This window comes from Streptomyces sp. CA-251247 (genome assembly GCF_050952975.1).
In the GTDB taxonomy this organism is placed as follows: domain Bacteria; phylum Actinomycetota; class Actinomycetes; order Streptomycetales; family Streptomycetaceae; genus Streptomyces; species Streptomyces achmelvichensis.
The window spans coordinates 414,306-440,270 of sequence record NZ_CP191861.1; the positions used below are offsets into that span (position 1 = coordinate 414,306).

The following is a 25,965-nucleotide window of genomic DNA, read 5'->3' on the forward strand; positions in this document are numbered from 1 at the left end:
ACCAGGGGCTTGAACAGGCATCGGGAGTGGTTGCACTCGCGATGGTATCGAATGATACCATCGCGACTGCAACGAAGCCGGAGACGTAGAACAAGATCGGAGGCGCCTGGTTTGGACGTCTATGAAGCGGTGACGAGCCGACGCGCTGTTCGTGCATTCACCGACCGGCATGTCCCGAGAGAGACGCTCGAACGCGTACTGACGGCCGCGGCCTCGGCGCCGTCCGCATCGAACATCCAGCCGTGGCGCGCCTACGTCCTGACCGACGAGCCGCTGTCCGAGCTGAAGAACCTCGTGGACGAGCGCATGAAGGGGGGCGACCCCTGGGACGAGCCGGAGTACGAGCAGTACCCGCCGACACTGAAGTCCCCGTACCGCGAACGCCGATCCGCATTCGGCGAGCAGCGTTACGGCGCACTCGGTGTTCAGCGCGAGGACCTGGAGACGCGCCAGCGGGCCGCTGCGGCGAATTGGAAGTGTTTCGGCGCGCCTGCTGCCCTGTTCTGCTACATCGACCGCAGCCTGGGCCGCCCGCAGTGGTCCGACGTCGGCATGTTTCTGCAGACCGTCATGGTGCTGCTCCGCGCCGAAGGACTGCACAGTTGTGCGCAGATGGCATGGGCGAAGTACCACGCGACCGTCGCGAAGGTCATCTCACCCCCGGACGACCTGATGCTCTTCTGCGGCATGTCGATCGGGTTCGAAGACGCGGCGGTCGACCACCCCCGTACGGGCAGGGCGCCGCTCGGCGAGACGGTGACGTTCGTCGACGCCATGGACGCAGCAGGGCCCGTTCACACCCCCGCGAGGGCGGCGGCGACCGGCTCGGGCCCGGTGGTTCGCGGTCCGGCGACCGACATCACGGATCCCGCGACGCCGCACACACCTCGCGGCCGACCGTTGCCGCGTCTTGCCGCAAGGCTCAGGGGCGGCTTCACCCGACGCATGGACAGGCTGGTGTCACAGATCGGGTTGCCGCCCGGACCTGGTTGAGAGACCACATCCGATTCCGCGGTGGTGAGAAAGTTGATCATGAAGATTGCTGGTGGCCGGAAGCCGGCCGCGTGGGCTCGCTCGGGCTCCGGCGGGGGCGACTCGACGAGTGGTCGTGGCCGCGAGAGGCGCCGAACCATGACGGGCGAGAAGGGGACGGATCCCCCGCCGTCGAGTGAGCCGCCCGACGACCCCACATCGGCCGGCTTGCGCACCCTTCCCCGTCCGGTAGCCGTGGCAGTGGGCGCGGGTGGGGTCCTCGGGGCGGCGCACGTCGGTATCGGACGCGCGCTGGAGGAGCGCGGATTCGTTCCGGACATGATCGTCGGCACTTCGGTGGGCGCCCTCAACGGCGCCATCGCGGCTGCCCGGCCCGACAGGGCCGCACCGTGGCTCGACCACGTCTGGACCCGGTTGTGCCGCCGTGAGGTGTATCCCCTCGGCAACCCGACCTCACGGGCCAGCCTCTTCACCGATCGCGGCCTGCGCCGACTGATCGCCCGGTCAGGGCTGCCGTCCCGGATCGAGGAGCTGGCGGTCCCGTTCACCGCGGTGGCCATGGATCTGGTCACCGGTGCTCAGGTGTTGCTCGACCACGGAGACCTCGAGTCCGCGTTGCTGGCCAGCGCCGCCATTCCCGGGATTCTGCCCCCGGTCGACCGGGAGGGCAGGACGCTCGTCGACGGAGGAGTCATCGCCTACGTCCCCGTCCTGGCCGCGCTGCAGGCCGGGGCTGCCAGCGTCGTGGTGGTGTCGACCGGACCGGAGAGCTCACCCTTGAGCCCTACGGTCCCGCGCCGGCGAGCGGGAGCGATCGCCTCCAGGGCCGGGCTGCTGCTGATGCGCCATCAGGTCGAGCGTGATCTGCACGAAGTGGCCCGGCACATCCCGACCGTCGTGCTGCCGACCGGCATCGAGGCCTGGCCCGCGCCGTGGGACTTCGGCCATTCTCAGCGGCTGATCAGCACTGCTTCCCGTACGGCGGGACGCTTCCTCGACGAGCTGCGCGTCACCGGGCCGGGCCTGTATCGAGCCGACGCCCCTGCGGCAACTGCCGGCTTGGGCGAGGCATCGACATCCTCACTGTCGGGAGTTGCCCTGTGAGTACCATCGCGTTCCTCAACATCGCCATGCACGGGCGCGTCAACCCGACGTTGCCGGTGGTGGCCGAACTTGTCCGGCGCGGCCACACCGTCACCTATCACACCTCGCCCGCGTTCCGTGAGGAGATCGAGGCTCTCGGCGCGACGGTGTACCTCTACCCCGGGGGCGACCAGCCGCTCCCCGATCCGCCGACACCGATCACGTTGATGGAAGGGCTTGCGGGCACGGCCGCTCACTTGCTGCCTGCGGTGCTCACCGACCTGCGCCGCATTCGGCCCGACCTGATCGTTCACGACAGCGCCTGTCCCTGGGGAGCGGTCGCCGCCCGCGAGCTCGAGGTGCCTGCGGCATCGTCGTTCACCACCTTCGCGTTCAACCGCCATGTGCCCAGCCCGACCGGTGGCTCGTGGGAGCTGATGGCCGCGGCGGCGAGGCGACCGGGCAGCCTCCGGGGCTACCTGAGGTCGCGCTGGGGGCTGCACCGCCGGTACGACACGAGCGGGCTCCCCCTGCTGGACATGGGGAACATCCGCCAGCCGCTCAACCTGGTCTACACCTCGCGGGCGTTCCAGCCCGCCGCCGAGGAATTCGACCAGTCCTACCGGTTCGTGGGACCGAGCATCGGCGCCCGCCCGGCCGACCCGTCGTTCCCGGCCGACCGACTGCGGAAACCGGTGCTGTACGCGTCCCTCGGCACGGTGTTCAACGCCGACCCCCACCTGCTGCGCAGCTTCGCCGCCGGACTCGCCTCACTGGGCGCCAGTGTCATCGTCTCCACCGGGCAGACCGATCCCACCGCGCTGGGTCCGTTGCCGGGCAATGTGCTCGCCCGCCGCTTCGTCCCCCAGCCGGAAGTGCTGGCCAACGCAGCGCTGTTCGTCACCCATGGCGGGATGAACAGCGTCAACGAGGCCATGTACGCCGGTGTTCCCATGCTGGTGGTCCCCCAAGGTGCCGACCAGCCGATGGTGGCCCGGCGCGTCGAAGAACTCGGCGCCGGCCTGTCGATCCGCACCCAGGACGTGACCGAGCAGTCTGTCCACGCTCTGGCCGAGCGTTTGCTCCACTCCCCCCGGTTCCGGGCGGCGGCAGCCACGCTGCGGGGCGCCCAGCACCAGGCGGGTGGCTACCGGCGCGCCGCCGACGAGCTCGAAGAGTATCTGCGCGCGGCCGGCGCGGCAGGTCACCCGGATCCCGTCGAACCGTCACAGCGAGGCTGAGCCATGGCACTCGTCGTTCTGTTGCTGCTCGCCGGGATGTCGGAGGCCGCCGGGCGCATCCTGCCTCTGGCGGTGCGCCGACCGGGCATGTCGCGGACCCGGGTGGCCGGGCTGCTCTGTGCCGGCGGCCTCGTCGAGGGCGCCGTGTTCGCGTTGTGGCCGCTGACCACGTGGACCCTGGCCGGGCTGGTGCTGCCCTCGCCGCCGACAGGTGCCGGGCTGGTCTGGACACCGGAGCTCGTCGCCCCGCTGATGCTCGCCGCCGTCCTTGCCTTCCCGTTGCTCGGCCCCCTCCTCCACCTGCTGCTCTTCGTCGGAGTCGGAGCCGGGCTGGTCGGCCCGCTCGCCGCGGCCACCGACGTGGGCTGGTGGGGCGCCGCCGGATGCGTGGCCCTCGCCGGCACGGGGCTCGGTGTCGCCGTCGAGGCCGTCCGGCGTCTCGTCGTGAGGATCAGCGCCGCCGAGGCACGGGAGCCGGTCGCATGAACGGTTTCCTGCTCTGGGTCTTCGCGATCGGGCCCGCGCTCCTCGCCGAAGCACTGCTGGCCCGCTACGAGGTACTGGCCTACGGCGCCGGCTGGCGGGCTCCCACCACCCAGCTCCCGGAGGGCATGCCGTACGCCCGCGGCGCGGCCCCCGACAGTCCCCCGCGCGCCTACCTCGTCTACCTGGACGGCATCGGCAAACGCCGCGTTCGCGACAGCCGGGACGGCGGCCAGCTGGTCAAAGCCCTCCTCTCCAGAGCCCCGGAACTGCGGGTTCTGGGACAGGTACAGCCCTACTCGCCACTGGCCGACCCGCTGGCCGACCGACCGGTGTGGGCGTGGCTGCGCCGCCGTATCCAGCTGCTGCTGTTCCTGCACAACGTCATGCAGATCTTCGTCGCCGCCGACCAGCGGTACCGCCCGTTGTACAACCGGGCCGTCGGCGGCCAGATCTCCGCGCAGCTCACGCTCGCCGGCTACCGCCCCGACAGCGGTGTCCCCGTCGTGCTGCTCAGTTACAGCGGCGGTGCCCAGGTCGCCGGCGGCGCGGTCGACGAACTGCACAGCCGGCTGCGCTGCCCGCTCCTGCTGATCACGCTCGGCGGGTTCCACAACGGCGCCAACGACCTCAGCGGTGCCGAGCATCTGCATCAGCTCGGCAGTGCGAGCGACCGGATCGCTCGGGTCGGTACCTGGATCTTTCCTCAGCGCTGGCGGCTGTTCCGTTGGAGCGCATGGAACCGGGCCCGCCGCGCCGGGAAGATCACCCTGCACCGCCTCGACCCCGCCACACACGTCGGGCCGCGCAGCTACATCAGCACGACGGCCCGGTTGCCCGACGGCCGCAGCCACCTCGACCGCACGGCCGACACCGTGATCGCGATCATCCGCGCCCGCGACGGCGCGAGCCCGGCCATGGAGCGCTCGTCGTCATGAACGCCTCGACCGGAGTGCGCGATGCAGGGCGCCCGGGCGGAGGCCGCCGTCCGGGACGCAGCAACACCCGGGCCCTGATCCTCACGGCCGCGCTCGAACTCTTCGCCGCCAAGGGCTATTCGGGCGCCACACTGCGCGGGATCGCCGAACAGGCAGACGTGGACCCGGCGTTGATCCACCACTTCTTCGACAACAAGGGCGGCCTCTTCCAGCACGCCGTTTCCTCGCGGATCGATCTGTCCACCCTCTTCGGCTCTCTGACGGACAAGGAAGCGGCAGAACTGACGAACCGGGGTGAGTGGATCGCCCGGACGTTCCTCTCCTACTGGGAGAACGAGTCGACCCGCACGGCGCTGGTCGCCGTCTTCCGGTCCGGCTTGGCAAACGAGCCGGTCGCCAAGGAGTTCCACGACCGCATCGAGGCGGCCCTCGCATCATGTCTCGCCCGGCTCGCCCCCGAAATGACCGAACGGACACCGGAGTTCCCGTCCCTGGTGTCCGCGCATCTGGCCGGCCTCGTCATGCTGCGGTACGTCTGCCCGATGGAACCTCTCGCCTCGCTCGACTTCGAGGAACTGATGACGTTGCTGGCCCGCGCCGTCGACGTCCTTTTCGACGAGCCCAGGGCCTAGTTCGATGGACGCTGGTGGACGCCGATAGCCCGTCTCCCGTCGCAGGGGGCGACGGGGAGACGGGCGGTGGGGTCCGGCTCGGCCGGATCGCCTCAGCCGAACATGCCGGGCCTGTAGTCCCCGGCAGGCTGCTGGTTGATGACGTTGATGCGGTTGTAGGCGTTGATGATCGCGATCAGCGAGATCAGCGCGGCGAGTTCGTCCTCGTCGAAGTGCTTGGCGGCCTTCTCCCAGACCTCGTCCGGAACACCGCCCGCGGCGTCCGCGATGCGGGTGCCCTGCTCGGCGATCTCCAGGGCGGCGCGCTCGGCGTCGGTGAAGACCTTGGCCTCGCGCCAGGCCGCCACCAGGTTCAGACGCTGCTGCGTCTCACCGGCCTCGATGGCGTCCTTGGTGTGCATGTCCGTGCAGAAACCGCAGCCGTTGATCTGACTGGCCCGGATCTTCACCAGTTCCTGGGTGGTGACCGGCAGGGTCGAGTCGGCCACCACCTTGTTGGCCGAGTTGAGGTGCTTCATGACCTTGCCCGCAAGGGCGTTACCGAAGTAGTTGACGCGCGATTCCATGGTGGGATCCCTTCGATGCAGAGGCAGTTACACCGAACTGACCGGGCTCTCCCGGCAACCGTGACAACCCCACGATGTGACGTGCGTCTCCTCGGGTGGCTTCCCGCGGATTCAGGGGCCGCGGGTAGGTACGCACACCCGGCGCAGCAGCGTCGGACGTGTCCCGCAGCAGGTGTCCGAGAGGCAATAGACCCAGGTCAGAGGCAGTGCGAATGCCCCCGGGCCGAGAAGCGTGCTGCCACCAACAGTTGTAGGATGAGCCTGCGGAAAGGGGCCGCCATGCACCCGGAAAACGACACCGATTCGCTCGAGAGAGCGACCCGGGAGTTCATGGAGGCCCGTCCCCAGTTGTTCGGTGTCGCCTACCGCGTACTCGGCAGTTCCGTGGAGGCCGAAGACATCCTCCAGGAAGCCTGGCTGCGGTGGCAGAACACCGACCGTCGGGACATCGTGGAACCGAAGGCCTTCCTGACGACCGTCACCACTCGGCTCGCGATCAACGTGGCCCAGTCCGCCCGAGTGCGACGGGAAGCGTACATAGGCCCATGGCTCCCCGAGCCGGTCGACACCAGCCGGGACCCGACAGTCGGCGCGGAACGCGCCGAGGCGGTCGAGATGGCGGTCCTCCTCGTCCTCGAGAAACTGAACCCGGTGGAGCGGGCCGCCTATGTCCTGCGGGAAGCGTTCGACTACCCCTATGCGCAGATCGCGGACATCCTGGACACCAGCGAGGCCAACACCCGCCAGCTGGTGAGCCGGGCACGCAAACACCTGGCCACCGAACGCAGAGAGCCGGTCGACCCGGCCGAACACCGCCGCCTGCTCGAGGGGTTCCTCACCGCGGCACAGACGGGTGATCTGGCCACGCTCGAGCACATCCTCTCCGAGGACGTCGTCAGCTACGCCGACGGAGGCGGCGCGCGAGGAGCGTCGAAGATCCCGGTCGTGGGGCGTGAGCACGTCTCCAAGTACCTCAAGGCATTCGCCCCGCGCTTCTGGCCGGGGTCGGACAGCAGGTGGGTCGAGGCCAACGGCCGACCCGCCGTCCTGGTCACCTCCGGCGGCAAGGCGGTCGCACTGCTGTCCATCGACGTGTCGGCCCACGGCGTCGAGCGGATCATGTGGGTGATGAGTCCGGCCAAGCTGGCGCCCTACGTCACGTCGCTCGCCGCCTGAACCCCGATCGAAAGGCGAGGAACATCGTGTCTCCTGCGACCGGTTGCGTGATCGTCGGCGGCGGTCTGGCCGCGGGCAAAGCAGCGGCCGCCCTGCGCAAGCACGGCCACGACGGCCCCGTCCTCATCATCGGATCCGAGGATGAACGGCCCTACATCCGGCCGCCGCTGTCCAAGGGCTATCTGCTCGGCAAGGAGGAGCGTGACTCGATCTTCGTGCACTCCGCGGACTGGTACCCCGAGCACGACGTCGAACTGCTGCTGAGCACGACCGTGATCTCCCTGGACCTGGAATCGAAGGAAGTGGTGCTCGACGGCGGCCGCCGGATGCCGTACGCCAAGCTTCTGCTGGCCACCGGCTCCTCCCCCCGCCGCCTGACCATTCCCGGGGCGGACCTGGGCCATGTGCACTACCTGCGTCGCGTGGGGGACAGCGAGCGCCTCAAGGCCGCCTTCACCGCAGGTTCCAGGATCGTGGTGATCGGCGACGGCTGGATCGGCCTGGAGACCGCCGCCGCCGCACGCATCGCCGGAGCGGAGGTGACCGTACTCGGGCACGGGGAGCTGCCCCTGATCAAGGTACTCGGGCGGGAGGCGGCCGAGGTGTTCGCAGGTCTCCACACCGAACGCGGGGTCTCCCTGCTTCCCGGGGTCGAGGTCGAGCGCCTGGTCGGGACCGAGGGCCGGGTCAGCGGTGTGCAGCTCGCCGACGGCCGGCTGCTGCCCGCCGATGCCGTGGTCGTCGGCGTGGGCATCACCCCCAACGTCGAGCTCGCCCAGCAGGCCGACATCGAGGTCGACAACGGCATCCTCACCGACCGGCACCTTCGGACGTCGGCACCCGACGTGTGGGCCGCCGGCGATGTGGCCAACGCCTTCCACCCGTGGCTGCAACGCCACATCCGCGTCGAGCACTGGGCCAACGCACAGAACCAACCGGCCACGGCCGCGCGGAACATGCTCGGCGAGGACGTCGCGTACGAGCGGCTGCCGTACTTCTACACCGATCAGTACGACCTGGGCATGGAGTACACCGGCTACGTCCACCAAGGCGGCTACGACCGGGTCGTCTTCCGCGGCGACAAGGAGAACCGGAAGTTCGTCGCCTTCTGGATGTCACGACACCAGGTGCTCGCCGGGATGGCGGTCAACGTGTGGGACGTCATCGGCCCGATCCGCGCCCTGATCCAGTCCCGGGCCGACGTCGACGACGCCGCTCTCGCCGATCCCGACGTGCCCTTGGACAGCTTCCTGCCCTGACAGGACCGAGCCGGCTCGCGCCCGGGAGGTCGCCGTGCGGTCGCGCAGTACGAGAGACCTGGCCACCCCGTCCAGGTGGACGGGATCCGGAGCGGTGCGTCACACACTCCGTCGCCGCCTTGTCCTTGTCAGTACAGACACCATCGATCGGCGCAGCTACCACGCTCCAGCGCCGACGTGACCCCGAGAGGATCCCCATCATGAAGGTTGTCGTCATAGGAGGAACCGGCCTCATCGGTTCGAAGCTGGTGAGCAGGCTCGCCGAACACGGCCACGAGGCGGTACCGGCCTCCCCCGACAGTGGTGTGAACACACTGACGGGCGAGGGCGTGGCCGAGGTCCTCGAAGACGCCGCCGTCGTCGTGGACGTCTCCAACTCCCCCTCCTTCGCGGACGACGACGTGATGACGTTCTTCCGCACCTCCACCACGAACCTCCTCGCGGCCGAGAAGGAGGCCGGCGTCAGCCATCATGTCGCGCTGTCCGTCGTGGGCACCGACCGTCTCCAGCAGAGCGGCTACTTCCGTGCCAAGCAGGCGCAGGAGGAGCTGATCAAGGATTCCGGAGTTCCTTACTCCATCGTCCATTCCACGCAGTTCTTCGAGTTCATGAAGGGCATCACGGCAGCGGCGACCAAGGACGACAACACCGTGCACCTGGCGCCGGTCAAGATCCAGCCCATCTGCTCCGACGACGTCGCGGCCGCCGTGGGGCGCTCCGCGGTCGGCGAACCGCTCAACGGTGTGGTCGAGGTGGCCGGCGCCGAGACGTTCCAGCTGGACGAGCTGATCCGCATGCGTCTGGCAGCCACGAACGATCCCCGCACGGTCGTGTCGGACCCCGAGGCCCCGTACTACGGGGCGCAGCTCCAGGAGACCACGCTGCTCCCCGGCGCCGACGCCCGTATCGGCGAGATCCGCTTCGCCGACTGGGCCGCCCAGCAGCAGTAGGCATGGGCGTGGGGCCGTGCGCGCTGTCCGTCACGCGACGCCGGCACACCGTGCCGCGACCGGCCGCGACCACACAGCCCCTGCCTGCTCGTGGGCGCCCTGAGGCACTGAGTCATCGGCACGGTGTCACAAACAGCGGGATCAACCGGTCGTACTCAGTGACGTACCCAATGATCGGAGCGAACGTGGCTATCACCGAACAACGTCTTGCGACCATGGTGTTGGTGATCGGAACGGGCGGCGCGGGACTACGGGCGGCCATCGAGCTGGCCGAAGCAGGAATGGACGTGCTCGCCGTCGGAAAGCGCCCCAAGGAGGACGCGCACACGGCCCTGGCGGCGGGCGGTATCAATGCCGCCCTCGCCACCATGGACCCCGGGGACAGCTGGCAACAGCATGCCGCGGACACTCTCAAGGAGAGTTATCTGCTCGCCGATCCCCACACCGTCGAGATCGTCACTCAGGGCGCCGCTCTGGGCATCGACGACCTGGAGCGCTACGGCATGGCCTTCGCCAGGGAGGACGACGGCCGTATTTCCCAGCGCTTCTTCGGCGCGCACACATTCCGGCGTACCGCCTTCGCCGGTGACTACACCGGCCTGGAAATCCAGCGCACGCTCGTCAGGCGCGCCGGCCAGTTGAACATACCTGTGCTCGACAGCGTCTACATCACCCGGCTCCTGGTGCACGACGGTGCGGTGTTCGGGGCCTACGGCTTCGACCTCAACGACGGGACGCGCTACCTCATCCACGCCGACGCCGTCATTCTGGCGGCGGGCGGCCATACCCGTATCTGGCGACGGACGTCATCACGGCGCGACGAGAACACCGGCGACTCGTTCCGGCTGGCGGTGGAGGCCGGCGCGCGTCTGCGCGACCCGGAGCTGGTGCAGTTCCACCCCTCGGGAATCATCGAGCCCGAGAACGCGGCCGGCACCCTGGTCAGCGAGGCGGCCCGCGGTGAGGGCGGCATCCTGCGCAACGCCCTCGGTGAGCGTTTCATGGCCCGCTACGACCCCGAGCGCATGGAGCTGTCCACGCGCGACCGTGTGGCCCTCGCCTCCTACACGGAGATCAAGGAAGGCCGCGGCACGCCCAAGGGTGGTGTGTGGCTCGACGTGTCCCATCTGCCGCGACAGACGATCATGAACCGTCTGCCACGGGTCTACCAGACGCTTCTGGATCTCCAGATGCTCGACATCACCCGCGATCCGATCGAGATAGCGCCGACCGCGCACTACTCGATGGGCGGGGTGTGGGTCAGGCCCGAGGACCACAGCACCGACGTGCGCGGGCTCTACGCCATCGGCGAGGCCTCCAGCGGCCTGCACGGCGCCAATCGCCTCGGCGGCAACAGCCTCATCGAGCTGCTGGTCTTCGGTCGCATCACGGGGCAGGCCGCAGCCGCCTACTCCCAGGCACTGACCGCACAGCCGCGCTCGGCGGCCGCGGTGGCCGAGGCCCGTCGCGAGATCGACGACCTGCTCGCCGCGGACGGCCCGGAGAACGTCCGTGCCCTGCAGCGCGCCATCCGCAACACCATGACCGAGCACGCGGGCGTCGTCCGCGACGAGGAAGGGCTGCGCGCCGGTCTGGCGGAGCTCGCCGGCATCGAGGACCGCATGAAGACCGTCGGGGTCCACCCCGACATCGCCGGCTTCCAGGACCTCGCGCACGCCTTCGACCTCAAGTCCGCCGCCCTTGCCGCCCGAGCGACGCTCGAAGCGGCGATCGAGCGCCGCGAGTCCCGCGGCTGCCACAACCGCAGCGACTATCCGGACATGGATCAGGCCTTGCAGGTCAATCTCGTCTGGTCGCCGACGACGGGAATCACTCACGAGAGCATCGCCCCTGTTCCGGAAGAGATCTCCGCGTACATGCAGGAGGTCTCCAGCGAGGGAAAGCTCGTGGAGTAGCGCGCCGGCTGCCGCCCTGCACCGTCCGGTCCGGCGACCGCGGGTCCGCGCCCGCGGTCGCCACCGGTGACTGCTGCGACATCGCCACTGCCCCGTGTCACAACAACTGCGTCTGTCCGGTCTTCATGAGCAAGGGCGCAGGACGATCGAGGCGATCGTCCGTTCTGTGCGGTGCCATATGAGTGGGAGGTCGCCGTATGGACAAGGCCAGTGATTCGGCCTCGATCGCAGAGCTGCTCGACGAGCGGCGGCATCTCCTGAAGGTCGCCTGTTCGATTCTGGGCACCGGCACCGGCGCCGAGGCGGAGAGTGTCATCGCCGAGACCTACCGGCAGTGGTACGAGCTGCCCGATCCGGCGCGGGCACGGATCGCCACCCCACGGTCCTGGCTCGCGCGGCTCGTGGGCAGTATCTGCTCGGCCGATGCGTCGGCGTTCGTGCTCGATGACCCGTTCCGGACGGCTCCCGTCGCGGTCGCCGAGGGACAGGCGGATCCGGACTGCACCGAACTCGCAGGCCACGCACGCCGCAGTCTGCGGGCTCGGCGCTCGCGTCCCGCCACACCGCAACAGCACGACGCCGTGGTCCGTACGGTCCGACTGGCCTGTGCCACGGGGGACGCACCTCTGCTGGCATCCCTGCTGGCACACGACGTCACAGCGGTCTTCGACGGCGGCGGCAAGGTCCGCGCTCTGACCGAGCCCGTCCACGGCCACCTGGAGGTCGCCCACAGCCTGCTGACCCTGCTCGCCCCGCGCCCGGGCACCACGCTCCACACCCACTCCGTCAACGGCAGTACCGGCATCGTCGCGCGCTACGACCACCGAGTCGCCGCCGTGATCATTCTCGACATCGCCGGCCCGCATGTCGTACAAGCATGGGTCACCCTCAACCCGGACAAGCTCCGCTCCTGGAACCGGCCCACAGCGGAGACGGGTAAGCCAGGACGTTCATGACGCCGCGTTCCCGGTCAGGCGAGCCAGTCGGTGTAGTGGGTGGGCGCGAGGCGGGCGCTGCGATCCGTGAGGACATCTCCCGGGATGGCGACGAACATGCCCGCACCGTCGTCGGTGACGACGGAGCGCGCGTCCCCTTTGGTGGTGAGGGTGAGCCGGCCGAGCTCGTCGAGGGCGTAGATGTCGGGTCCTGCGATCTTGAGGACGCCGTTCAGAGGGTCACCGACAGCGACCTCGCTGACGGCCGCGGCGACGTCCGCGGCCGCGATGGGCTGAATGGGCGTGCGGGAGAGGCGGACCGTGTCCCCCTCGGTCGAGGCCGAGATGACCGTGTCCATGAACTCCATGAACTGGGTGGCGCGCACGATGGAGTACGGAATGGGCCCGTCCTTGAGCAGGTCTTCCTGAAGCACCTTCGCCCGGTAGTAGTCCATGTCCGGTACGTGGTCGACGCCGATGATGGAGAGGATGACGAAGTGCCGGACGTGCGCCTTGTCGCTCGCCGCGAGGAGGTTGCCCATGGAGGTACGGAAGAAGTCGAGCGAGGCGGCGTCGAACGTGGGAGAGTTCGCCAGGTTCACGACCACATCGGTGCCGGCGACGGCATCGTCCAGGCCCTCACCGGTGATGATGTCGACTCCCGTCGACGGGGAGCACGGTGTCGCCTCGTGGCCTTGGGCATTCAGGTTCTTCACGACCTGCGACCCGATCAGGCCGGTTCCTCCGATGACGGCGATCTTCATCTCTCCACCTCTCTGGTCCACCCCGGATTCGGGCCCATCTCCAGGAAGCGCTTCCGCGGGCGGGCCTGCAACTGCTCCACGCCAGGAGTGGGCCCGCACACCTCCACGCTAGGAATGGCTACGGTTGCTGTCCTCGAACTCCTCGACGGTCACCTTCGGGACCTGGTTGTTCTTGCCGAAATAGCCCCTTCTGAGCATGGCACGCAGCCTCTCGGCACGCGTGGGTTCGCGTCCCTCCTGGCCGGTTCCGACGCTCGGCGCGACCTCCCCGGACTCGTACTGCTCATGCGCGGTGAGCAGGTACAACTGGCCCTGGGAAACCGGCTCGTGAATCTCGACGAACTCGCCGTGCGGAAGACGTGTGATGACACCTGATTCCCGTCCGTGCAGCACCTTGTCCCTGTCACGTCGCTGAAGGCCGAGGCAGATCCGCTTGGTGACGATGAATGCGACGACGGGGCCGGCGAAGAGAGCGAAGCGGACGAACCAGGTGACGTGGTTGATCGACAGATCGAAGTGGGTCGCGACGATGTCGTTGCCCCCTCCGATGAGCATCACGATGTAGCCGACGGACCAGGCGACTCCGAGGGCGGTGCGGGTCGGGACATTGCGCGGCCGGTCGAGGATGTGGTGCTCGCGATCGTCACCGGTGATCCAGGATTCGATGAACGGATAGACCGCGATCACGGCGAGGTACAGACCGAACACCACCAGCGGAATGAGGACTCCCAGAGCCAGGGTGTGACCCCAGAAGTCGATCTCCCAGCCGGGCATCGCCCGCACGAGACCCTCGGCGAAGCCCATGTACCAGTCGGGCTGAGCACCCGCCCCCGCCTGATCCGGCCGGTACGGGCCGATGGTCCAGATCGGGTTGATGGTCGCGATGGCGGCGAGAATCGCGATGACACCGAAGACCAGGAAGAAGAAGCCTCCTGCTTTGGCCAGATAGATCGGGAAGAACGGCATGCCCACGATGTTCTGGTTCTTCCTGCCGGCCCCCGCGTACTGCGTGTGCTTATGGAAGAAGAGCAGGATCAGGTGCCCCACCAGCAGGCCCACCATGATGCCGGGCAGCAGGAGGATGTGAATGGAGTAGAACCTCGACACGATGTCCGTCCCGGGGTATTCACCGCCGAACAGGAACATCGACAGGTACGTGCCGACCAGCGGTACCGCCAGGATCAGGCCCTGGGTGAGGCGCACACCGGTGCCCGAGAGCAGGTCGTCCGGCAGCGAGTAGCCGGTGAAGCCGGTGAACATTCCAAGGACGAGCAGCAGGAAGCCGAGCAGCCAGTTGATCTCGCGCGGTTTGCGGAACGCGCCGTTGAAGAAGACGCGCATCATGTGCACGAACATGCCGGCGATGAAGATGACCGCGGCCCAATGGTGGATCTGACGGATGAGCAGACCACCGCGGACGTCGAAACTGATGGCAAGTGTGGAGGCGTACGCCTCGCTCATCAGGATGCCCTGCATGGGGATGTAGCTGCCGTGGTACTCCACCTCGTTCATCGACGGGTGGAAGAACATCGTCAGATAGATCCCGGTGAGGATGATGACGACAAAGCTGTAGAGGCAGATCTCCCCCAGCATGAAGGACCAGTGGTCGGGAAAGATCTTGCGCATATTGGCCTTCGCCAGGCCGAAAACACCCACCCGCCCGTCAGCCCAGTCGGCGAGCTTCTCTCCACGATGTGCACGCCCCCGGCTCGCCGGCGCCCCAGTGTCCATAGTTCCGTCTTCATCCATCCGGTAGACGTCGCCACACAAATGCGGCACATGTGGTCCTATCGACACGGAGTATGCCAATCACCCCAGGTGTCTGCCGGGTGACTCACAGTCATTCGATGACCAATTTCGGCGAACCAGCCTGCGGAGGGAGTGTGCGACGGCGGTCCTGTACGGCCGCTGCCACTCGCACGACCGTGGCGGCGCGGGCACACACCGCAGATCGTGCGGGCACGTGCTCGCGGGGTGACCATGAAAGGGCGTCTCCTCACGTACGGACAGGAGGTCCGTCATGCCCCTTCCCCGCGTCCTGGTGGTCGGAGGTGGGTTCGCGGGCGTGGAATGCCTGCGCCGTCTGGAGAAGATCCTGCGCCCTGGAGAAGCGGAACTGGTCCTGGTCTCACCGGACGACTACCAGCTCTATCTGCCGCTCCTGCCGCACGTGGCCTCGGGACTGCTGACCCCGCAGTCCGTCGCGGTCTCCCTGCGCCGGCGACTGCGCCGGAGCCGGTACATCCCCGGTATCGCCGTCGGAGTGGACCCCGGGCAACGGCGCGTGAGCGTGCTCACAGCCGAGGGGCCGCAGCGCGATCTGCACTACGACATCCTGCTGCTCGCCGCCGGCAGCACGACCCGGCTCCTCGGCATCCCCGGCGTGAGCGAGTACGCCCTCGGGATGAAGACGCTGGCCCAGGCGGCCTACCTGCGCGACCACGTGATCGGGCAGCTCGATGCCGCGGCGATCGCCACCGACCCCCAGGAGCGTGCCGAACGGCTGCGGTTCGTCGTGGTCGGCGGCGGCTATGCCGGCACCGAGACGGCCGCCGCCCTGCACCTGCTCACCCAGGCGGCGGTGAACAGGTTCCCGCGACTCGATCCCTCGCAGCTCAGCTGGCACCTGGTGGACATCGCCCCGCGGCTCCTCCCGGAGATCGGCGAGCACCTCGGCGACAAGGCGATCCAGGCGCTGCGCAAGCGCGGCATCGAGATCTCCCTGGAGACCAGCGTCACCCGGCTGACCCCGCGTTCCGTCGAACTCACGGACGGACGCACCCTGCCCACCAGGACGCTGGTGTGGACAGCGGGAGTCGCCGCGAGTCCGCTCGTGAAGACCGTCGAAGCGGACCTGGTCGGAGGTCGGCTCGCCACCACGCCGCAGATGGACGTACCGGGAGCACCCGGTGTCTTCGCCGTCGGGGATGCCGCGGCGGTGCCGGACCTGGCCCGGGGCGAGGGCTTCATCACGCCACCGACCGCCCAGCACTCGCAGCGCCAGGGCAAGGCCGTGGCCCGGAACATCGCGGCCACCCTGCGCGGCCGCCCCATGAAGCCCTACTACCACCGGGACTTGGGCCTTGTCGTCGACCTCGGTGACGCCTACGCGGTCTCGCGGCCGCTCGGCATCGAGCTGTCCGGCCTGCCGGCGCAGGCGGTCGCTCGCGGCTACCACCTGTTCGCTCTGCCCACCCTCACTGCCCGAGCCCGCGTGGCGGCGAACTGGGCACTGAACGCCACCACCGGAGACGATTTCGTCAGTACCGGCTTCCAGCGCGGCCGCCCCGCCACACTCCCGCACTTCGAGCACACCGAGCTGTACCAGGGAGAGAAATCCCTACCCGCGTAGGCCGGCCTCGGACGGTTCCCCGCAGCGCGGGAGCGGCAGCCGATCGGCCGGCGCAGCGTGCCCTCCCCGGCGGCTGGACCCGTGGTGCGCCGGTCGCGCAGTGGACCGGGTTCTCCGGTGGGACGTGAGGACCGGATCGCCGCCGTGCCGACGGCGGCGGGCGGGGCCGCCGGCTGCGGTCCCGCCCGTGTGCGCGTTGTCGTGAGGTATCAGCGCAGGCCGAAAGCCCGGGTGATCGTCTGCGACACGGTGTTGTCGGCGCTGTCCCGTCCGGTGACCCGCAGGCTCACGAAGCCGGCCTTCGTCGGGGCCTTGAGGCTCGTCCGCCATCCGTCACCGTCACGGCCGAGATCGGACCGGTGCCAGGTCGCCCCGTCGTCGTAGGAGACCTCGACGACGGGCTTTGAGATGGCGGCCGTCGTGCCCGGCAGATGAGATGCGGTCACCGTCAGCCCGGCACGCCGGTCCGCACGGCCGGCCTTGTCGGTGTCCACGCCGTAGTCGAGCTGGATCAGCGGCAGTGACGCGGTCGACTCGGGGCCGGTCGCCGCCGAGGTGAAGTTCCACTCGGTCAGCGTGCGTGTCGAGTAGGGGTGTTCCCAGGCGCCGCGGTTGTTGTCGACCACCAGCCGGTAGGGCAGGCGCTCTGCGGCGAGTTGCGGAGAGGTCAGCCGCTCGGCGTTGCTCCAGGTGAGCTCGCGGTCGCCCTGATGGAGCGACACCCGGTTGGCCACGCCGAAGTTCGCGTAGGCGTCTCCGACATGGCCGGCACCGGAGTCGCCCCAGCCCGGCGCGGGCACGTACATCGTGTCGAGGTAGCGAACCGGCTGGAAGGTGCCCGGAGCCATCCGGGGCCGCTGGATCGGACCGAACCAGCTGACCTTGCCGGTCTTCCCGGGTGCGTAGCGCAGAAGGTCGATCGACCGCTGCCCGGTCTCACCGGCGATGTTCGCCGCCTCCACCCAGTCGGCGTCGGCGGTGACCCAGTCGGTCCGCTCGCCCTGGGCGGGAGCGATGAGCTGGTTACCGGCGGTCCAGCCCTGCCAGGCGTCGTACCGGAACTCGTTCGCCTTGCCGGGCCGGTGGTTGCGGAAGGAGACGTCCGCCCGGGCCAGTCCGCCCGGCTGCACACGCCAGGTCGGCTCCGCCGGCACGGCTGCGGACCAGTGGTGCACCACGTCGTAGAGGTACTCGGTGGTGGGGTGCGAGGCGACCTTCAGTACGGCTCCGCCGCGTCGCAGCCGGTTGATCAGGTCTGCGCCCTGGTCGGCGTCGAGCGTCGCCACGGTCAGTGGGGCCGGGCTCTCGGGGCTGTACGCATGCTCGTCCCAGGGCTGAAGGCGGCCGATGCCGTCGTTGACGACCAGGAGAAGGCTCGCGCCCGCCGCGGCGGCGGCTTCCGCCTGCTCCCGGATGGCGACGGTGTCGCTGCGCCGCACCACGACGGCCAGTCCGCGCACGTCGTGCCGGGCCAACTGCCCCGCAGAACCCTCGCCGGCGAAGACAGCCTTGAGTGTCCTGGTGCCGGCCGGGAGCGGCTTGGCCGCACGCTTGACCAGCGGGTCGGCGTAGGTCTGCGCCCCGGTGCCCACGGTCAGCGCAGGCTGCTCGAGGCGGAAGCGGGCACCGAACTCGAACCTGCCCTCCGTGACCTTCTTGCCGGTCGGCAGAGCCCAGATGCTGTCGTAGGACGGGTTGGGCAGCATGGACGACGCGAACAGAGTGCGGGCGAAGGAGCGTTCGACGTCCAGGCGCGGTGCGACGGCCGTGGTCTGCTTCGGTGCGCGCGCGAGGATCTGACGCGCCTTGCGGCCGTCCAGGGTGACGGTACGGTCCTGATCGAGCTGCACGTCGTTGAAGCCGAGTACCGCCATGCCCAGTGAGTGGGGCCCGTTCGCCCCCTGGACGTCGGCGTGGATCCATCCGCTGTAACTGCCTTCGGGCAGCCGCATCGTGCCGGTGCCGTTCGCGACGTCCATGGTCGTGACGAGGCGCTCGGAGATGACGTGGACTCGGCCGGTCAGCGGCTTGCCCGCCCGGTCCTTGGCGACGACGGTCAGAGTGCGCCGCACTCCCTCTCTCGCTCCACCGATCAGGGTGCGGGCACGGACCTTTCCTGCGCTGTCCGTGGCGGTGACCATGCCGCTGACCGGCTGGTCGGCCGGCAGCCGTTCCAGGTCCGCGGTCACGGAGACCGTGGTGATGCCGTGGGCAGGAACGGTGACCCGGCTGTCGGAGAGGCGGTACATCCCCGCCGGGGTGGTGCCGGCATCGACCGCCAGATCGAGGGCGACCGGGGCGTCGCCGACGTTGGTGTACGTCACCTTCCGGACGTCGGTCTCTCCTGGCTTCGGAGGCCAGGTGTGGAAACCGGAGTGTGCGCTGACGGTCGCGAAGACCGTGGCGTGCACCGCCGCGGCGGCGTCGAGCCGCCCGGCGCCCGCCTCGTACGGCGAGTAGGAGGGGGTGGCCTTCGCGCTGCTGACCAGTGCCTCCTTGAGCCGCGCCCCGGTCCAGTCCGGGTGCGCGGCGGCCAACAGCGCGGCGGCACCGGCGACGTGCGGTGTCGCCATCGACGTACCGGTCATCGTGGTGTAGTGGCCCGAGCCGCCGCGCTTGTAGTGGGTGCGGGCCGCGAGGATGTCCACACCGGGAGCGGTGATTTCCGGCTTCACACCGGCGTCGCCGTCACGCGGCCCCTGGCTGGAGAACTCGGCGAGCCGGTCCGCGGAGTCGACGGCGCCCACGGTCAGCGCGGAGTCCGCGGCACCGGGGCTGCTGATGGTCCGCGGGCCGCCGTTGCCCGACGCGACGACGAACAGTGCGCCCGTCTCACGGCTGAGCCGGTCGACAGCCGCGCTCATCGGGTCGGTGTGGTCTCCCGCGCCGCCCAGGCTCATGTTGATGATCTTGGCCTGCTGGTCGCGGGCGGCCCATTCCATACCCGCGATGATCCAGGATTCCTGGCCACGGCCCTCGTTGTCGAGCACCTTGCCGATCCGCAGCCGGGCGCCGGGGGCGACTCCCCGCTCCTTGCCTTCGGAGGCGCTTCCGGTGCCGGCGATGGTCGAGGCGACGTGCGTGCCATGACCGTGGTAGTCGAGGAAGTCCTGCTCGTACGGGACGAAGTTGACGCCGGCGTCGATCTGTTCGGCAAGGTCAGGGTGTTCGGGGTCCACGCCGGTGTCGAGGACCGCCACCTTGACGGCCTTGCCGGTGTTGCCCTCCTCCCAGACCTGCTGCGCGCCGATCTGCGCGGTCGATTCGGACAGGTCGGCCTTCACCTTGCCGTCCAGCCACACCCGGGCGATGCCGCTGGCGAACGCCGGCTTCGCCGAACGAGCGGACACCGAGGCCGCGTTGCCGGTGAGGGCAGACCAGAAGGCCGTGGCCTTGTCGCGATTCTGTGCGACGGAGGCGCCCTGCACGCTGTCCAGCCGGCGGACGACGCTCGAACCGGCAACCTTGGGCAGGGTCCGGGTCTTGGCCGCGGCGTCGGTGTAGTTCACGATGAGCGGCAGCCGGTCGGCGTGCGCGTCGTCGAAGCCGTCGGCGATCAGCTGCGTCACGTTGAACAGCCGCTTGTCGAGGTTGCCGGCGCTGATGTACGGCAGGACCGAGTCGGGATAGACGTACGTCGCACCGTCGATGACGGCGCGGTGGTACCCGGTGGTGGCCGGGCCCGCGCCCTCGAAGGACCGGATGACGGTGCCGTCGGCGGCGGTACCGATCGTGACCTTGTCGCCCGTGATCAGCGTGACCGTGTGCGTGCTGTCCTTGCCGGGTGACCGTTGTGCGGCCCCGGCGGACGACGCGACACCGGCCGGGTGCGCGGATACGGCGGTGGCGGCCGGTATGCCCCCGACCGCCAGGGCGGTGACCACGCCGAGCGCGATCAGCCCGGGTCTGGGGAAGGGAACCATGCGCAAGGCGACTCCTCAGAATCTGCGAGGTGGAAGACCTGATCGTCCGGCCGCCTCCGGCCATGCTCAATGGGCCGGCGCCGACGCACTTGTGACATGGCACAGTTGCGACGCGGCCGGTCCCCTTGTGGTCGTGGTGCCGCGAGGGCGTCGCCCTGGACGCTCTCGGCCGCGACACCGATCGGCTCGGCCTGCGTGAGCGCTGCGGTGACGCTTCGCCACGAGGAAAGCGATGCGCGAGTGAAGGGCCGGACGTCAGTTGCCGGCTCGATGAACACGCCATGTTTTGTGGGCTGTTCGGACCGTTGCCCACCCTTTGGGCACGTGCAATCCTCGAATTCTCGATTCCACACATATGCGTGCCTCAGCGACAGAGCCGCGCACTCACGATCGTCCGAAGGGAGCCCTCGCCATGGCCACCAGTCCCGAGCCCGCCAATCAGGTGCAAGTCATCGACGTCGACAAGGACGACGCCCCGCTGTTGCACACGGTCAGCGGACAGGACGAGGGATCGGGAGCAAGCAACCGCTTCATCCTGCACAGTCACAAGCCGTTCGACCGGTTCATCGTGTACCTCATGCGGCACAAGAACCACAAACTCGTGAACATGTACGCGGACAAGCCCATTCATCTGCAGTACGGGCAGTATCTGCACCTCCGCGGCGATCACGGCTCACCCAAGGTCAAGAGCGCCCTCAACCCCCTCGACATGGGGTGGGCTCAGGGAACGCTCAATCCGTCGTTCGCCCGGCCCAATCCGAAGGGCAAGAGGAGGCTGAAGTTCTTCAACTTCGCCGCCAATTCGATCACAGCAATCCTGTCGCCCCAGAGCGCCGTCCAGATGATCGCAGAGCACACGATCCTCCAGAAGAACTACTACCTGATCATCTCGGGTGTGGAGGACACGCTGGGTCTCAAGGGCGAGGTGACGCGCATCAGGCTCACCGATTGGGAGGCTCACGAAAAGGACGAGAAGGTGGCCATCACGCTCGACGAGGTCGCCGAGGAGCTCGCGGACCACAGGGCGGAAATCGAGACCCTGAATGCAAGCACCGTGCATCAACTCAAGGAACTTCTGGATGCGAAGGGGCACCGGGACCACTACGTCACGGCGGTCGAAAAGGAGTAGCAGGAGGGGCTGCGCAACGAAGGTCGACAGGCCTGTGGATGTGGCACCTGCCGGGGCTGCCTCACGGGGACCCGTGCCGGCGACCGCGCTCCTCAGGTCTCCTCTTCCATCCGGATGGCCTCCTGCAGGCTCCGGACCGCTTCGCCCGGCTCGCGCTCCTGGACCTCCAGCAACGCCGCCGCGATGGCGTCCAGCTTCCGCTGGATCGCGTGCTCGGCTCGTCGTTCGGAGTTCTTGAGCAGAGCGAGGAGGAGCAGCGTGACGGCGGTCATCGTCTCGCCGGTGAGCATCAGCCATTCGAGCGGCAGCTTGAGGGCATGGGTGGTGATGACCACGGCCACGAGGACCAGGCAGAAGCCGAAGAACGCCGGAGAACTGGTGAAGTTCGAGGCGTTCTCCGCGAGACGGGAGAACCAGCCCCGGCGGTCGCCGTCCCGGTCGGAGGGGTGCTGGAAGGTCATGCATGCCATCTACCCGGTCACGGGTGAACACACCTGAGTCGTCTGCAACCGTTCACCTGGTTGCGAGGGCCTGCGGCGCCGCCGCACCGCAGGCTCCCCGGTGCGCGGTGCGGAGCCGGGCCGGGCCGGGATCAGGCCTCCAGGTCGCGCGCCTGGTGAAGCCAACCGGTGAACAGGTCGGCGTCGATGTCTGCCACCGAGCGGAGCTTGACCTGAGCCATCTCCCGCGATGCCGCCTCCAGCCGGCCGGAAGGGTCCGTCACGGACTGCCCGCGCCACAGGGCGAAGGTCACGTACGAGCCGTACGCCTTGATCAGCGCGACCGGCTGCTTTCCCGGTGCTTCGCCCAGGCTCCACACGGGATGTCCGTGCCACATGGCGGCTTAGACGCCGATGAGGGCCGCATCGACGGTCTTCCGTGCGTGCTCGGCGATGTCTCGCAGCGGCGCGTCGAGGGACTCCACGTATGCCTCGACAGTCTCGAACTTCGCCATGGTCTGTGCCTCCGTCAGATGATGATCTCCGGTGTTCGAGAGGCAGACCGACGGCAGTCGCGAAACTCATCGCACACGGCGGGGGGAATGCGCGCCGCGGGACTAGTGCGCACCGCTCATCCCGGCGTCCGGGCGAAGTCGGCGCCCCGGGGGTACGACGAACGGGCCGCGGCGGCCGCCGCCCTAGGAGAGCGTTGCGGACCCGGTTGACCGCTCGTAGTGTTCGGGCTCGACGAGAGATCACACGGGCGGGGCACGATCGTGCCGTACGGGAGGGCAGCATGGACGGCATGGACCTGGGCGAGGACGAGATCCTCGCCCGCCAACTCGCCGCCGTGGCGTCCTCCGTGGGCGCGGCAGGAGGAATGACGGGGCGCATCGCCCGCCGGATGAAGAAGAACGTCCACGAGATCGACCTGATCCTGCCTCTGCCGTTCGCGGAAGCCCTGGGAAGAGTCGTCCGCGTCCTGGACCAGGCGGGCCCGAGATTCGACCACGCGGTCCCCGGCACGGAACTCCGCGCGGACGCCATGGCGGTACGGGTGGTCACGGGTGGCGGGTTCGGCGGCATGAACCCTGTCGTGGTCACGGTCTTCGTCGACGCACTGCCGGGGGGCGAGGGCTGCGCCGTGAAGCTGCGAGCCGCCGCCAAGGAGGGTCTGATCAAGCAGCGCGCCGGACAGAAGACGGCGCAGCGTCTCGCGGCACTGCTTGTCGATTGAGCATCCGGGGAGGGCCGGCACGGGCCGCGTACGTCGACCGGTGCCGTGACCGGGCGGCCACACGTCCGCCCACGGGCGATACATGACCGGTCGCCAGGCCACCCGCACCCCGCCCGGGTTGCGCTCACCCGCCTCCGTGCCGATCATGCTCCCAACCCACCGGCCTCACGGTGGTATGCGGTGCATCGGCCAGTCGCCGTACAACCAACACCGGTGCCGAGAACCGTGGCGCGACCGACCGCGTCCCCTCTCATGCCCGACACCTCTGGCCCCACGGACCACAACGAAAGAGACGCATGCGAAACCGCACCCGAGTGACGGCCCCGGCGGCCGCGCTTCTCGGCACAGCTGCTGCCTTAACTCTCTCCCCGACCGCGCGAGCGCAGGGCTCCCACGGTGGTGGGACGCCCGGCGGCGACAGCCTGGGCGACCCGGTCTACCCCGTACTCGGCAACACCGGATACCGGGTCTCGGACTACCTGCTCGACTTCACCTACCGTGCCGACACCCAGTTGGTCGATGCGTCCGTGACCATCACGGCCCGCGCCACACAGGATCTCTCGCGCTTCTCGCTGGATCTGCTCGGTCCGGTCGTCCAGGGCGTATGGCTGGACCACCGCAAGGCGACGTTCGAGCAGGCGGCCGAGAAGCTGGTCGTCACACCGGCGGCCTGCGTACGCAAGCACAGGAAGTTCGTCATACGTGTCGACTATGTCGCCGACCCGCGCAAGATCAAGCCTCCCTACAACGGCTGGGTGCCGACGCCAGACGGATTCGCCGTCGCCTGTCAGCCGGATCTGGCGCGCACGGTCTTCCCGTGCAACGACCATCCGAGCGACAAGGCGAACTTCACCTTCAAGGTGACGGTCCCCGAAGGCCTGCAGGGCGTCGCAACCGGTTCGCTCGTCTCCACCAGAACCGTCGACGGCATGACAACGTTTGCCTACCGCTCGCGCGACCCGATAGCCACCGAAGTCGTGCAGGTCACGGTGGGCGACTACCGAATAGTCGAGCGGCAGGGACCGAGCGGCATGCGTCTGCGGGACGTCGTCCCGACCGCTCGCGCCGCCGCCCTCGAACCGGCTCTCGCTCTCACACCGGCTCAACTGACTTGGGTCGAGCAGCGACTGGGCCGATACCCCTTCGAGGCGTACGGCATCCTGCCGGCCAACACGGACGCACCCGACGCGTTCGACTTCACCGGTCTGGAGACCCAGACGCTCACCATCTACAAGCCGAACTACCTCCTCCAGGAGGAGAAGCTGATCGGCTCGCACATGATGCACGAACTGGTCCACTCCTGGTTCGGCAACCTGGTGGCACCCGCCACCTGGTCCGATCTGTGGATCAACGAAGGGCATGCCGACTACTACGGTCTGCTCTACCGGTACGAGCGCGGCTGGCCCGACTCACTGGGACTGACCAGCATGGAAGCCCGGATGAAGGACGTCTACTCCCGCGGTGACCAGTGGCGCAAGGACGCCGGCCCCGTCGCGGCACCGACCGCCGCGAACCTCTTCCACAGTCAGCGGTACACGGGCGGCGTGCTCGTTCTCTACGCCCTGTGGACCCTCGTCGGCGACGACACCTTCCGCCGGATCGAGCACAGCTTCCTCCACAAGTACCGCAACTCCAGCGCCTCCACGGCCGACTACATCGCCGTGGCCTCCCAGGTGTCGGGCCAGGACCTGTCCGGCTTCCTCCATGAGTGGCTGTACGGCACGAAGACGCCGCGCATGCCCGGCCATCCGGACTGGACGGTGACACCGCCGACCAACTCGACGGCTTGGAAGGAAGAGATGCACGCCCCGCACGACCACGCGAGCGCGACTCTCTGAGGCGTCGGGTTTCCGGTCTCCCCGGCACGGTGGGCCTGTCGGACGCGAAGTCCGACGGCTCGCCGCGCCGTGGGCGACGGCCCCGTTTGCCGGGTGTCGCTGCGGGCCAGAGGCGCAACCCCGTCGCGCTGGAAGCGGGCATGTCGCGGCCGCCGGGGAACGGCCCTGCGTGGCCCTCAGCCGGGGCCTGGGTGACGCATCGACACCCCTCGCGGGTGGCGGCCTTCTCGTACGACCGGGAGTCCCTGACGGAGCCGGTGGCGGCATCCGCGCACGCCATCTGAGCTGGGGTTTTGCTTCTTCGAAGCCTACGCTTTCCATCGGGCGAAAGGGGGCCGGATGGACCGGAACATCCGCACGACCGAGGACGTACTGAGGCTTCTGGACGGCCTCTTCGCGCCGGACGCCGACCGGTGGACTGCCGACGCAGGGTCGTGGTGGGACGCTTTCTACGCCGACCGCTCCAAGCCGGTGCCGTTCTTCGTGGACAAGCCGGACGAGAATCTCGTCTCGTATCTCGACCGCGGTCTGATCACTCCCGGGCGCGCCCTCGATCTGGGGTGCGGGCCGGGGCGTAATGCGCTGCATCTTGCCTCGCTGGGCTTCGAGGTGGATGCCGTGGACCTCTCCCCCGCGGCCATCGCCTGGGCCCAGGACCGCGCCCGCGAGGCGGGCGCCGGGATCCGCTTCCACCGCGGTGACGCCTTCGCCCTCACCGGCACCGCACTGAACGGTCCCTACGACCTGATCCACGACTCCGGCTGCTTCCACCATCTGCCACCGCACCGACGCATCAGCTACCTCGCACTCCTCGACCGATGCCTGGCTCCCGGCGGACACTTCGCCCTGACCTGTTTCGCGGCCGGTGGGATGGGGTCCGAGCTCGGCGATCAGGAGTTCTACCGCCAGACCCGCCTCCACGGCGGTCTCGCCTATACACCGGAGTCCCTCCGGTGGGTCTTCTCCGACCTGGAGGAGGTCGAACTGCGCCGGATGCACGACGAACCGGCGCAGTCCCCCTGCTTCGGCGAACCCTTCCTCTGGACGGCGCTGTTCCGCCGGAACGGACGGCCGTAGCGCGGGACGTGGGGGCGGGTGGAGCCGATCGGG

21 protein-coding genes and 1 pseudogene are annotated in these 25,965 nt (G+C 68.8%); 16 read left to right on the forward strand and 6 right to left on the reverse strand.

All coding sequences use genetic code 11. The features are described 5' to 3' along the window. Nucleotides 1-111: 111 nt before the first annotated feature. The 6 genes and pseudogenes from ACQPWZ_RS01700 to ACQPWZ_RS01725 all read left to right on the forward strand — a co-directional run. A pseudogene (locus ACQPWZ_RS01700) lies at nucleotides 112-771 on the forward strand (nitroreductase); the annotation flags it as partial. Between the two features lie 360 nt (nucleotides 772-1,131). Further along, nucleotides 1,132-2,097: a patatin-like phospholipase family protein gene (locus ACQPWZ_RS01705; RefSeq protein ID WP_433570388.1), complete on the forward strand. Its 966-nt coding sequence runs from the start codon at nucleotides 1,132-1,134 to the stop codon at nucleotides 2,095-2,097. Nucleotides 2,098-2,123: 26 nt separating this feature from the next. Next, the gene (locus ACQPWZ_RS01710) at nucleotides 2,124-3,317 is read left to right on the forward strand and encodes a macrolide family glycosyltransferase (protein ID WP_423247707.1); all 1,194 of its coding nucleotides are present in this window, start codon (nucleotides 2,124-2,126) and stop codon (nucleotides 3,315-3,317) included. 3 nt (nucleotides 3,318-3,320) lie between these two features. Beyond that, nucleotides 3,321-3,803 (forward strand): hypothetical protein, encoded by a 483-nt coding sequence (locus tag ACQPWZ_RS01715; RefSeq protein ID WP_340471319.1) that lies wholly within the window; start codon nucleotides 3,321-3,323, stop codon nucleotides 3,801-3,803. Further along, nucleotides 3,800-4,738, forward strand: coding sequence for a hypothetical protein (locus ACQPWZ_RS01720; protein WP_433570389.1), 939 nt, complete (start codon nucleotides 3,800-3,802; stop codon nucleotides 4,736-4,738). Before ACQPWZ_RS01715 ends, ACQPWZ_RS01720 begins: the two co-directional genes overlap by 4 nt. Next, nucleotides 4,735-5,370: a TetR family transcriptional regulator gene (locus tag ACQPWZ_RS01725; RefSeq protein WP_433570390.1), complete on the forward strand. Its 636-nt coding sequence runs from the start codon at nucleotides 4,735-4,737 to the stop codon at nucleotides 5,368-5,370. The genes ACQPWZ_RS01720 and ACQPWZ_RS01725 overlap by 4 nt, the downstream gene beginning before the upstream one ends. Before the next feature lie 92 nt (nucleotides 5,371-5,462). On the opposite strand, the gene ACQPWZ_RS01730 is transcribed toward ACQPWZ_RS01725, so the two are convergent. Then, nucleotides 5,463-5,936 (reverse strand): carboxymuconolactone decarboxylase family protein, encoded by a 474-nt coding sequence (locus ACQPWZ_RS01730; RefSeq protein ID WP_327685943.1) that lies wholly within the window; start codon nucleotides 5,934-5,936, stop codon nucleotides 5,463-5,465. Nucleotides 5,937-6,215: 279 nt separating this feature from the next. Between ACQPWZ_RS01730 and ACQPWZ_RS01735 the strand changes: the two genes are divergently transcribed. The 5 genes from ACQPWZ_RS01735 to ACQPWZ_RS01755 all read left to right on the forward strand — a co-directional run bounded on the left by ACQPWZ_RS01735 (nucleotide 6,216) and on the right by ACQPWZ_RS01755 (nucleotide 12,193). Further along, nucleotides 6,216-7,112 (forward strand): RNA polymerase sigma-70 factor, encoded by an 897-nt coding sequence (locus ACQPWZ_RS01735; protein WP_433570391.1) that lies wholly within the window; start codon nucleotides 6,216-6,218, stop codon nucleotides 7,110-7,112. 26 nt (nucleotides 7,113-7,138) lie between these two features. Beyond that, a complete protein-coding gene (locus ACQPWZ_RS01740; RefSeq protein ID WP_433570392.1) occupies nucleotides 7,139-8,371 on the forward strand; it encodes an NAD(P)/FAD-dependent oxidoreductase in 1,233 nt (410 codons plus the stop codon). A 200-nt stretch (nucleotides 8,372-8,571) separates the two neighbouring features. After that, on the forward strand, nucleotides 8,572-9,321 hold the full coding sequence (locus ACQPWZ_RS01745; protein WP_433570393.1) for an SDR family oxidoreductase: 750 nt from the start codon (nucleotides 8,572-8,574) through the stop codon (nucleotides 9,319-9,321). A gap of 215 nt (nucleotides 9,322-9,536) precedes the next feature. Then, complete coding sequence (locus ACQPWZ_RS01750) at nucleotides 9,537-11,237, forward strand: L-aspartate oxidase (protein ID WP_433573751.1); 1,701 nt, start codon at nucleotides 9,537-9,539, stop codon at nucleotides 11,235-11,237. Nucleotides 11,238-11,434: 197 nt separating this feature from the next. Beyond that, nucleotides 11,435-12,193 (forward strand): RNA polymerase subunit sigma, encoded by a 759-nt coding sequence (locus ACQPWZ_RS01755; RefSeq protein ID WP_433570394.1) that lies wholly within the window; start codon nucleotides 11,435-11,437, stop codon nucleotides 12,191-12,193. 14 nt (nucleotides 12,194-12,207) lie between these two features. Here ACQPWZ_RS01755 and ACQPWZ_RS01760 read toward each other — a convergent pair whose 3' ends face one another. Both ACQPWZ_RS01760 and qcrB read right to left on the reverse strand, forming a co-directional pair. Continuing rightward, nucleotides 12,208-12,936, reverse strand: a complete 729-nt coding sequence (locus ACQPWZ_RS01760) for an SDR family oxidoreductase (RefSeq protein ID WP_433570395.1) — start codon at nucleotides 12,934-12,936, stop codon at nucleotides 12,208-12,210. A 108-nt stretch (nucleotides 12,937-13,044) separates the two neighbouring features. After that, on the reverse strand, nucleotides 13,045-14,667 hold the full coding sequence (qcrB, locus tag ACQPWZ_RS01765; protein ID WP_340471327.1) for a cytochrome bc1 complex cytochrome b subunit: 1,623 nt from the start codon (nucleotides 14,665-14,667) through the stop codon (nucleotides 13,045-13,047). A 289-nt stretch (nucleotides 14,668-14,956) separates the two neighbouring features. Here qcrB and ACQPWZ_RS01770 point away from each other — a divergent pair, with 289 nt between their 5' ends. Continuing rightward, complete coding sequence (locus tag ACQPWZ_RS01770; RefSeq protein WP_340471328.1) at nucleotides 14,957-16,288, forward strand: NAD(P)/FAD-dependent oxidoreductase; 1,332 nt, start codon at nucleotides 14,957-14,959, stop codon at nucleotides 16,286-16,288. Between the two features lie 209 nt (nucleotides 16,289-16,497). On the opposite strand, the gene ACQPWZ_RS01775 is transcribed toward ACQPWZ_RS01770, so the two are convergent. Further along, the gene (locus ACQPWZ_RS01775) at nucleotides 16,498-20,211 is read right to left on the reverse strand and encodes a S8 family serine peptidase (RefSeq protein WP_433570396.1); all 3,714 of its coding nucleotides are present in this window, start codon (nucleotides 20,209-20,211) and stop codon (nucleotides 16,498-16,500) included. A gap of 412 nt (nucleotides 20,212-20,623) precedes the next feature. Here ACQPWZ_RS01775 and ACQPWZ_RS01780 point away from each other — a divergent pair, with 412 nt between their 5' ends. Next, entirely contained in the window at nucleotides 20,624-21,340 is a 717-nt protein-coding gene (locus ACQPWZ_RS01780; protein ID WP_433570397.1) for a hypothetical protein, read from the forward strand. A gap of 92 nt (nucleotides 21,341-21,432) precedes the next feature. Here the strand turns inward: ACQPWZ_RS01780 and ACQPWZ_RS01785 are convergent, their stop codons facing one another. Next, nucleotides 21,433-21,801, reverse strand: coding sequence for a low affinity iron permease family protein (locus ACQPWZ_RS01785; RefSeq protein WP_340471331.1), 369 nt, complete (start codon nucleotides 21,799-21,801; stop codon nucleotides 21,433-21,435). Between the two features lie 131 nt (nucleotides 21,802-21,932). After that, nucleotides 21,933-22,178, reverse strand: a complete 246-nt coding sequence (locus ACQPWZ_RS01790; protein ID WP_433570398.1) for a DUF1801 domain-containing protein — start codon at nucleotides 22,176-22,178, stop codon at nucleotides 21,933-21,935. A gap of 398 nt (nucleotides 22,179-22,576) precedes the next feature. Between ACQPWZ_RS01790 and ACQPWZ_RS01795 the strand changes: the two genes are divergently transcribed. From ACQPWZ_RS01795 to ACQPWZ_RS01805, 3 genes are all read left to right on the forward strand, one after another. After that, nucleotides 22,577-23,017, forward strand: coding sequence for a hypothetical protein (locus ACQPWZ_RS01795; protein ID WP_433570399.1), 441 nt, complete (start codon nucleotides 22,577-22,579; stop codon nucleotides 23,015-23,017). A 296-nt stretch (nucleotides 23,018-23,313) separates the two neighbouring features. Then, on the forward strand, nucleotides 23,314-24,855 hold the full coding sequence (locus ACQPWZ_RS01800) for a M1 family metallopeptidase (RefSeq protein WP_433570400.1): 1,542 nt from the start codon (nucleotides 23,314-23,316) through the stop codon (nucleotides 24,853-24,855). A gap of 339 nt (nucleotides 24,856-25,194) precedes the next feature. Then, entirely contained in the window at nucleotides 25,195-25,932 is a 738-nt protein-coding gene (locus ACQPWZ_RS01805) for a class I SAM-dependent methyltransferase (RefSeq protein ID WP_433570401.1), read from the forward strand. Nucleotides 25,933-25,965 lie beyond the last annotated feature (33 nt).

Excerpts from the sequence above, each read along its gene's own strand:
- ACQPWZ_RS01775 (WP_433570396.1), bottom strand. The coding sequence starts at position 20,211 with ATGGTTCCCTTCCCCAGACCCGGGCTGATCGCGCTCGGCGTGGTCACC.
- ACQPWZ_RS01720 (WP_433570389.1), top strand. The coding sequence starts at position 3,800 with ATGAACGGTTTCCTGCTCTGGGTCTTCGCGATCGGGCCCGCGCTCCTC.
- ACQPWZ_RS01785 (WP_340471331.1), bottom strand. The coding sequence starts at position 21,801 with ATGACCTTCCAGCACCCCTCCGACCGGGACGGCGACCGCCGGGGCTGG.
- ACQPWZ_RS01805 (WP_433570401.1), top strand. The coding sequence starts at position 25,195 with ATGGACCGGAACATCCGCACGACCGAGGACGTACTGAGGCTTCTGGAC.
- ACQPWZ_RS01795 (WP_433570399.1), top strand. The coding sequence starts at position 22,577 with ATGGACGGCATGGACCTGGGCGAGGACGAGATCCTCGCCCGCCAACTC.
- ACQPWZ_RS01735 (WP_433570391.1), top strand. The coding sequence starts at position 6,216 with ATGCACCCGGAAAACGACACCGATTCGCTCGAGAGAGCGACCCGGGAG.
- ACQPWZ_RS01780 (WP_433570397.1), top strand. The coding sequence starts at position 20,624 with ATGGCCACCAGTCCCGAGCCCGCCAATCAGGTGCAAGTCATCGACGTC.
- ACQPWZ_RS01725 (WP_433570390.1), top strand. The coding sequence starts at position 4,735 with ATGAACGCCTCGACCGGAGTGCGCGATGCAGGGCGCCCGGGCGGAGGC.
- ACQPWZ_RS01790 (WP_433570398.1), bottom strand. The coding sequence starts at position 22,178 with ATGTGGCACGGACATCCCGTGTGGAGCCTGGGCGAAGCACCGGGAAAG.
- ACQPWZ_RS01760 (WP_433570395.1), bottom strand. The coding sequence starts at position 12,936 with ATGAAGATCGCCGTCATCGGAGGAACCGGCCTGATCGGGTCGCAGGTC.
- ACQPWZ_RS01800 (WP_433570400.1), top strand. The coding sequence starts at position 23,314 with ATGCGAAACCGCACCCGAGTGACGGCCCCGGCGGCCGCGCTTCTCGGC.
- ACQPWZ_RS01730 (WP_327685943.1), bottom strand. The coding sequence starts at position 5,936 with ATGGAATCGCGCGTCAACTACTTCGGTAACGCCCTTGCGGGCAAGGTC.
- ACQPWZ_RS01750 (WP_433573751.1), top strand. The coding sequence starts at position 9,537 with ATGGTGTTGGTGATCGGAACGGGCGGCGCGGGACTACGGGCGGCCATC.
- ACQPWZ_RS01755 (WP_433570394.1), top strand. The coding sequence starts at position 11,435 with ATGGACAAGGCCAGTGATTCGGCCTCGATCGCAGAGCTGCTCGACGAG.
- ACQPWZ_RS01705 (WP_433570388.1), top strand. The coding sequence starts at position 1,132 with ATGACGGGCGAGAAGGGGACGGATCCCCCGCCGTCGAGTGAGCCGCCC.
- qcrB (WP_340471327.1), bottom strand. The coding sequence starts at position 14,667 with ATGGACACTGGGGCGCCGGCGAGCCGGGGGCGTGCACATCGTGGAGAG.
- ACQPWZ_RS01710 (WP_423247707.1), top strand. The coding sequence starts at position 2,124 with ATGCACGGGCGCGTCAACCCGACGTTGCCGGTGGTGGCCGAACTTGTC.
- ACQPWZ_RS01715 (WP_340471319.1), top strand. The coding sequence starts at position 3,321 with ATGGCACTCGTCGTTCTGTTGCTGCTCGCCGGGATGTCGGAGGCCGCC.
- ACQPWZ_RS01745 (WP_433570393.1), top strand. The coding sequence starts at position 8,572 with ATGAAGGTTGTCGTCATAGGAGGAACCGGCCTCATCGGTTCGAAGCTG.
- ACQPWZ_RS01770 (WP_340471328.1), top strand. The coding sequence starts at position 14,957 with ATGCCCCTTCCCCGCGTCCTGGTGGTCGGAGGTGGGTTCGCGGGCGTG.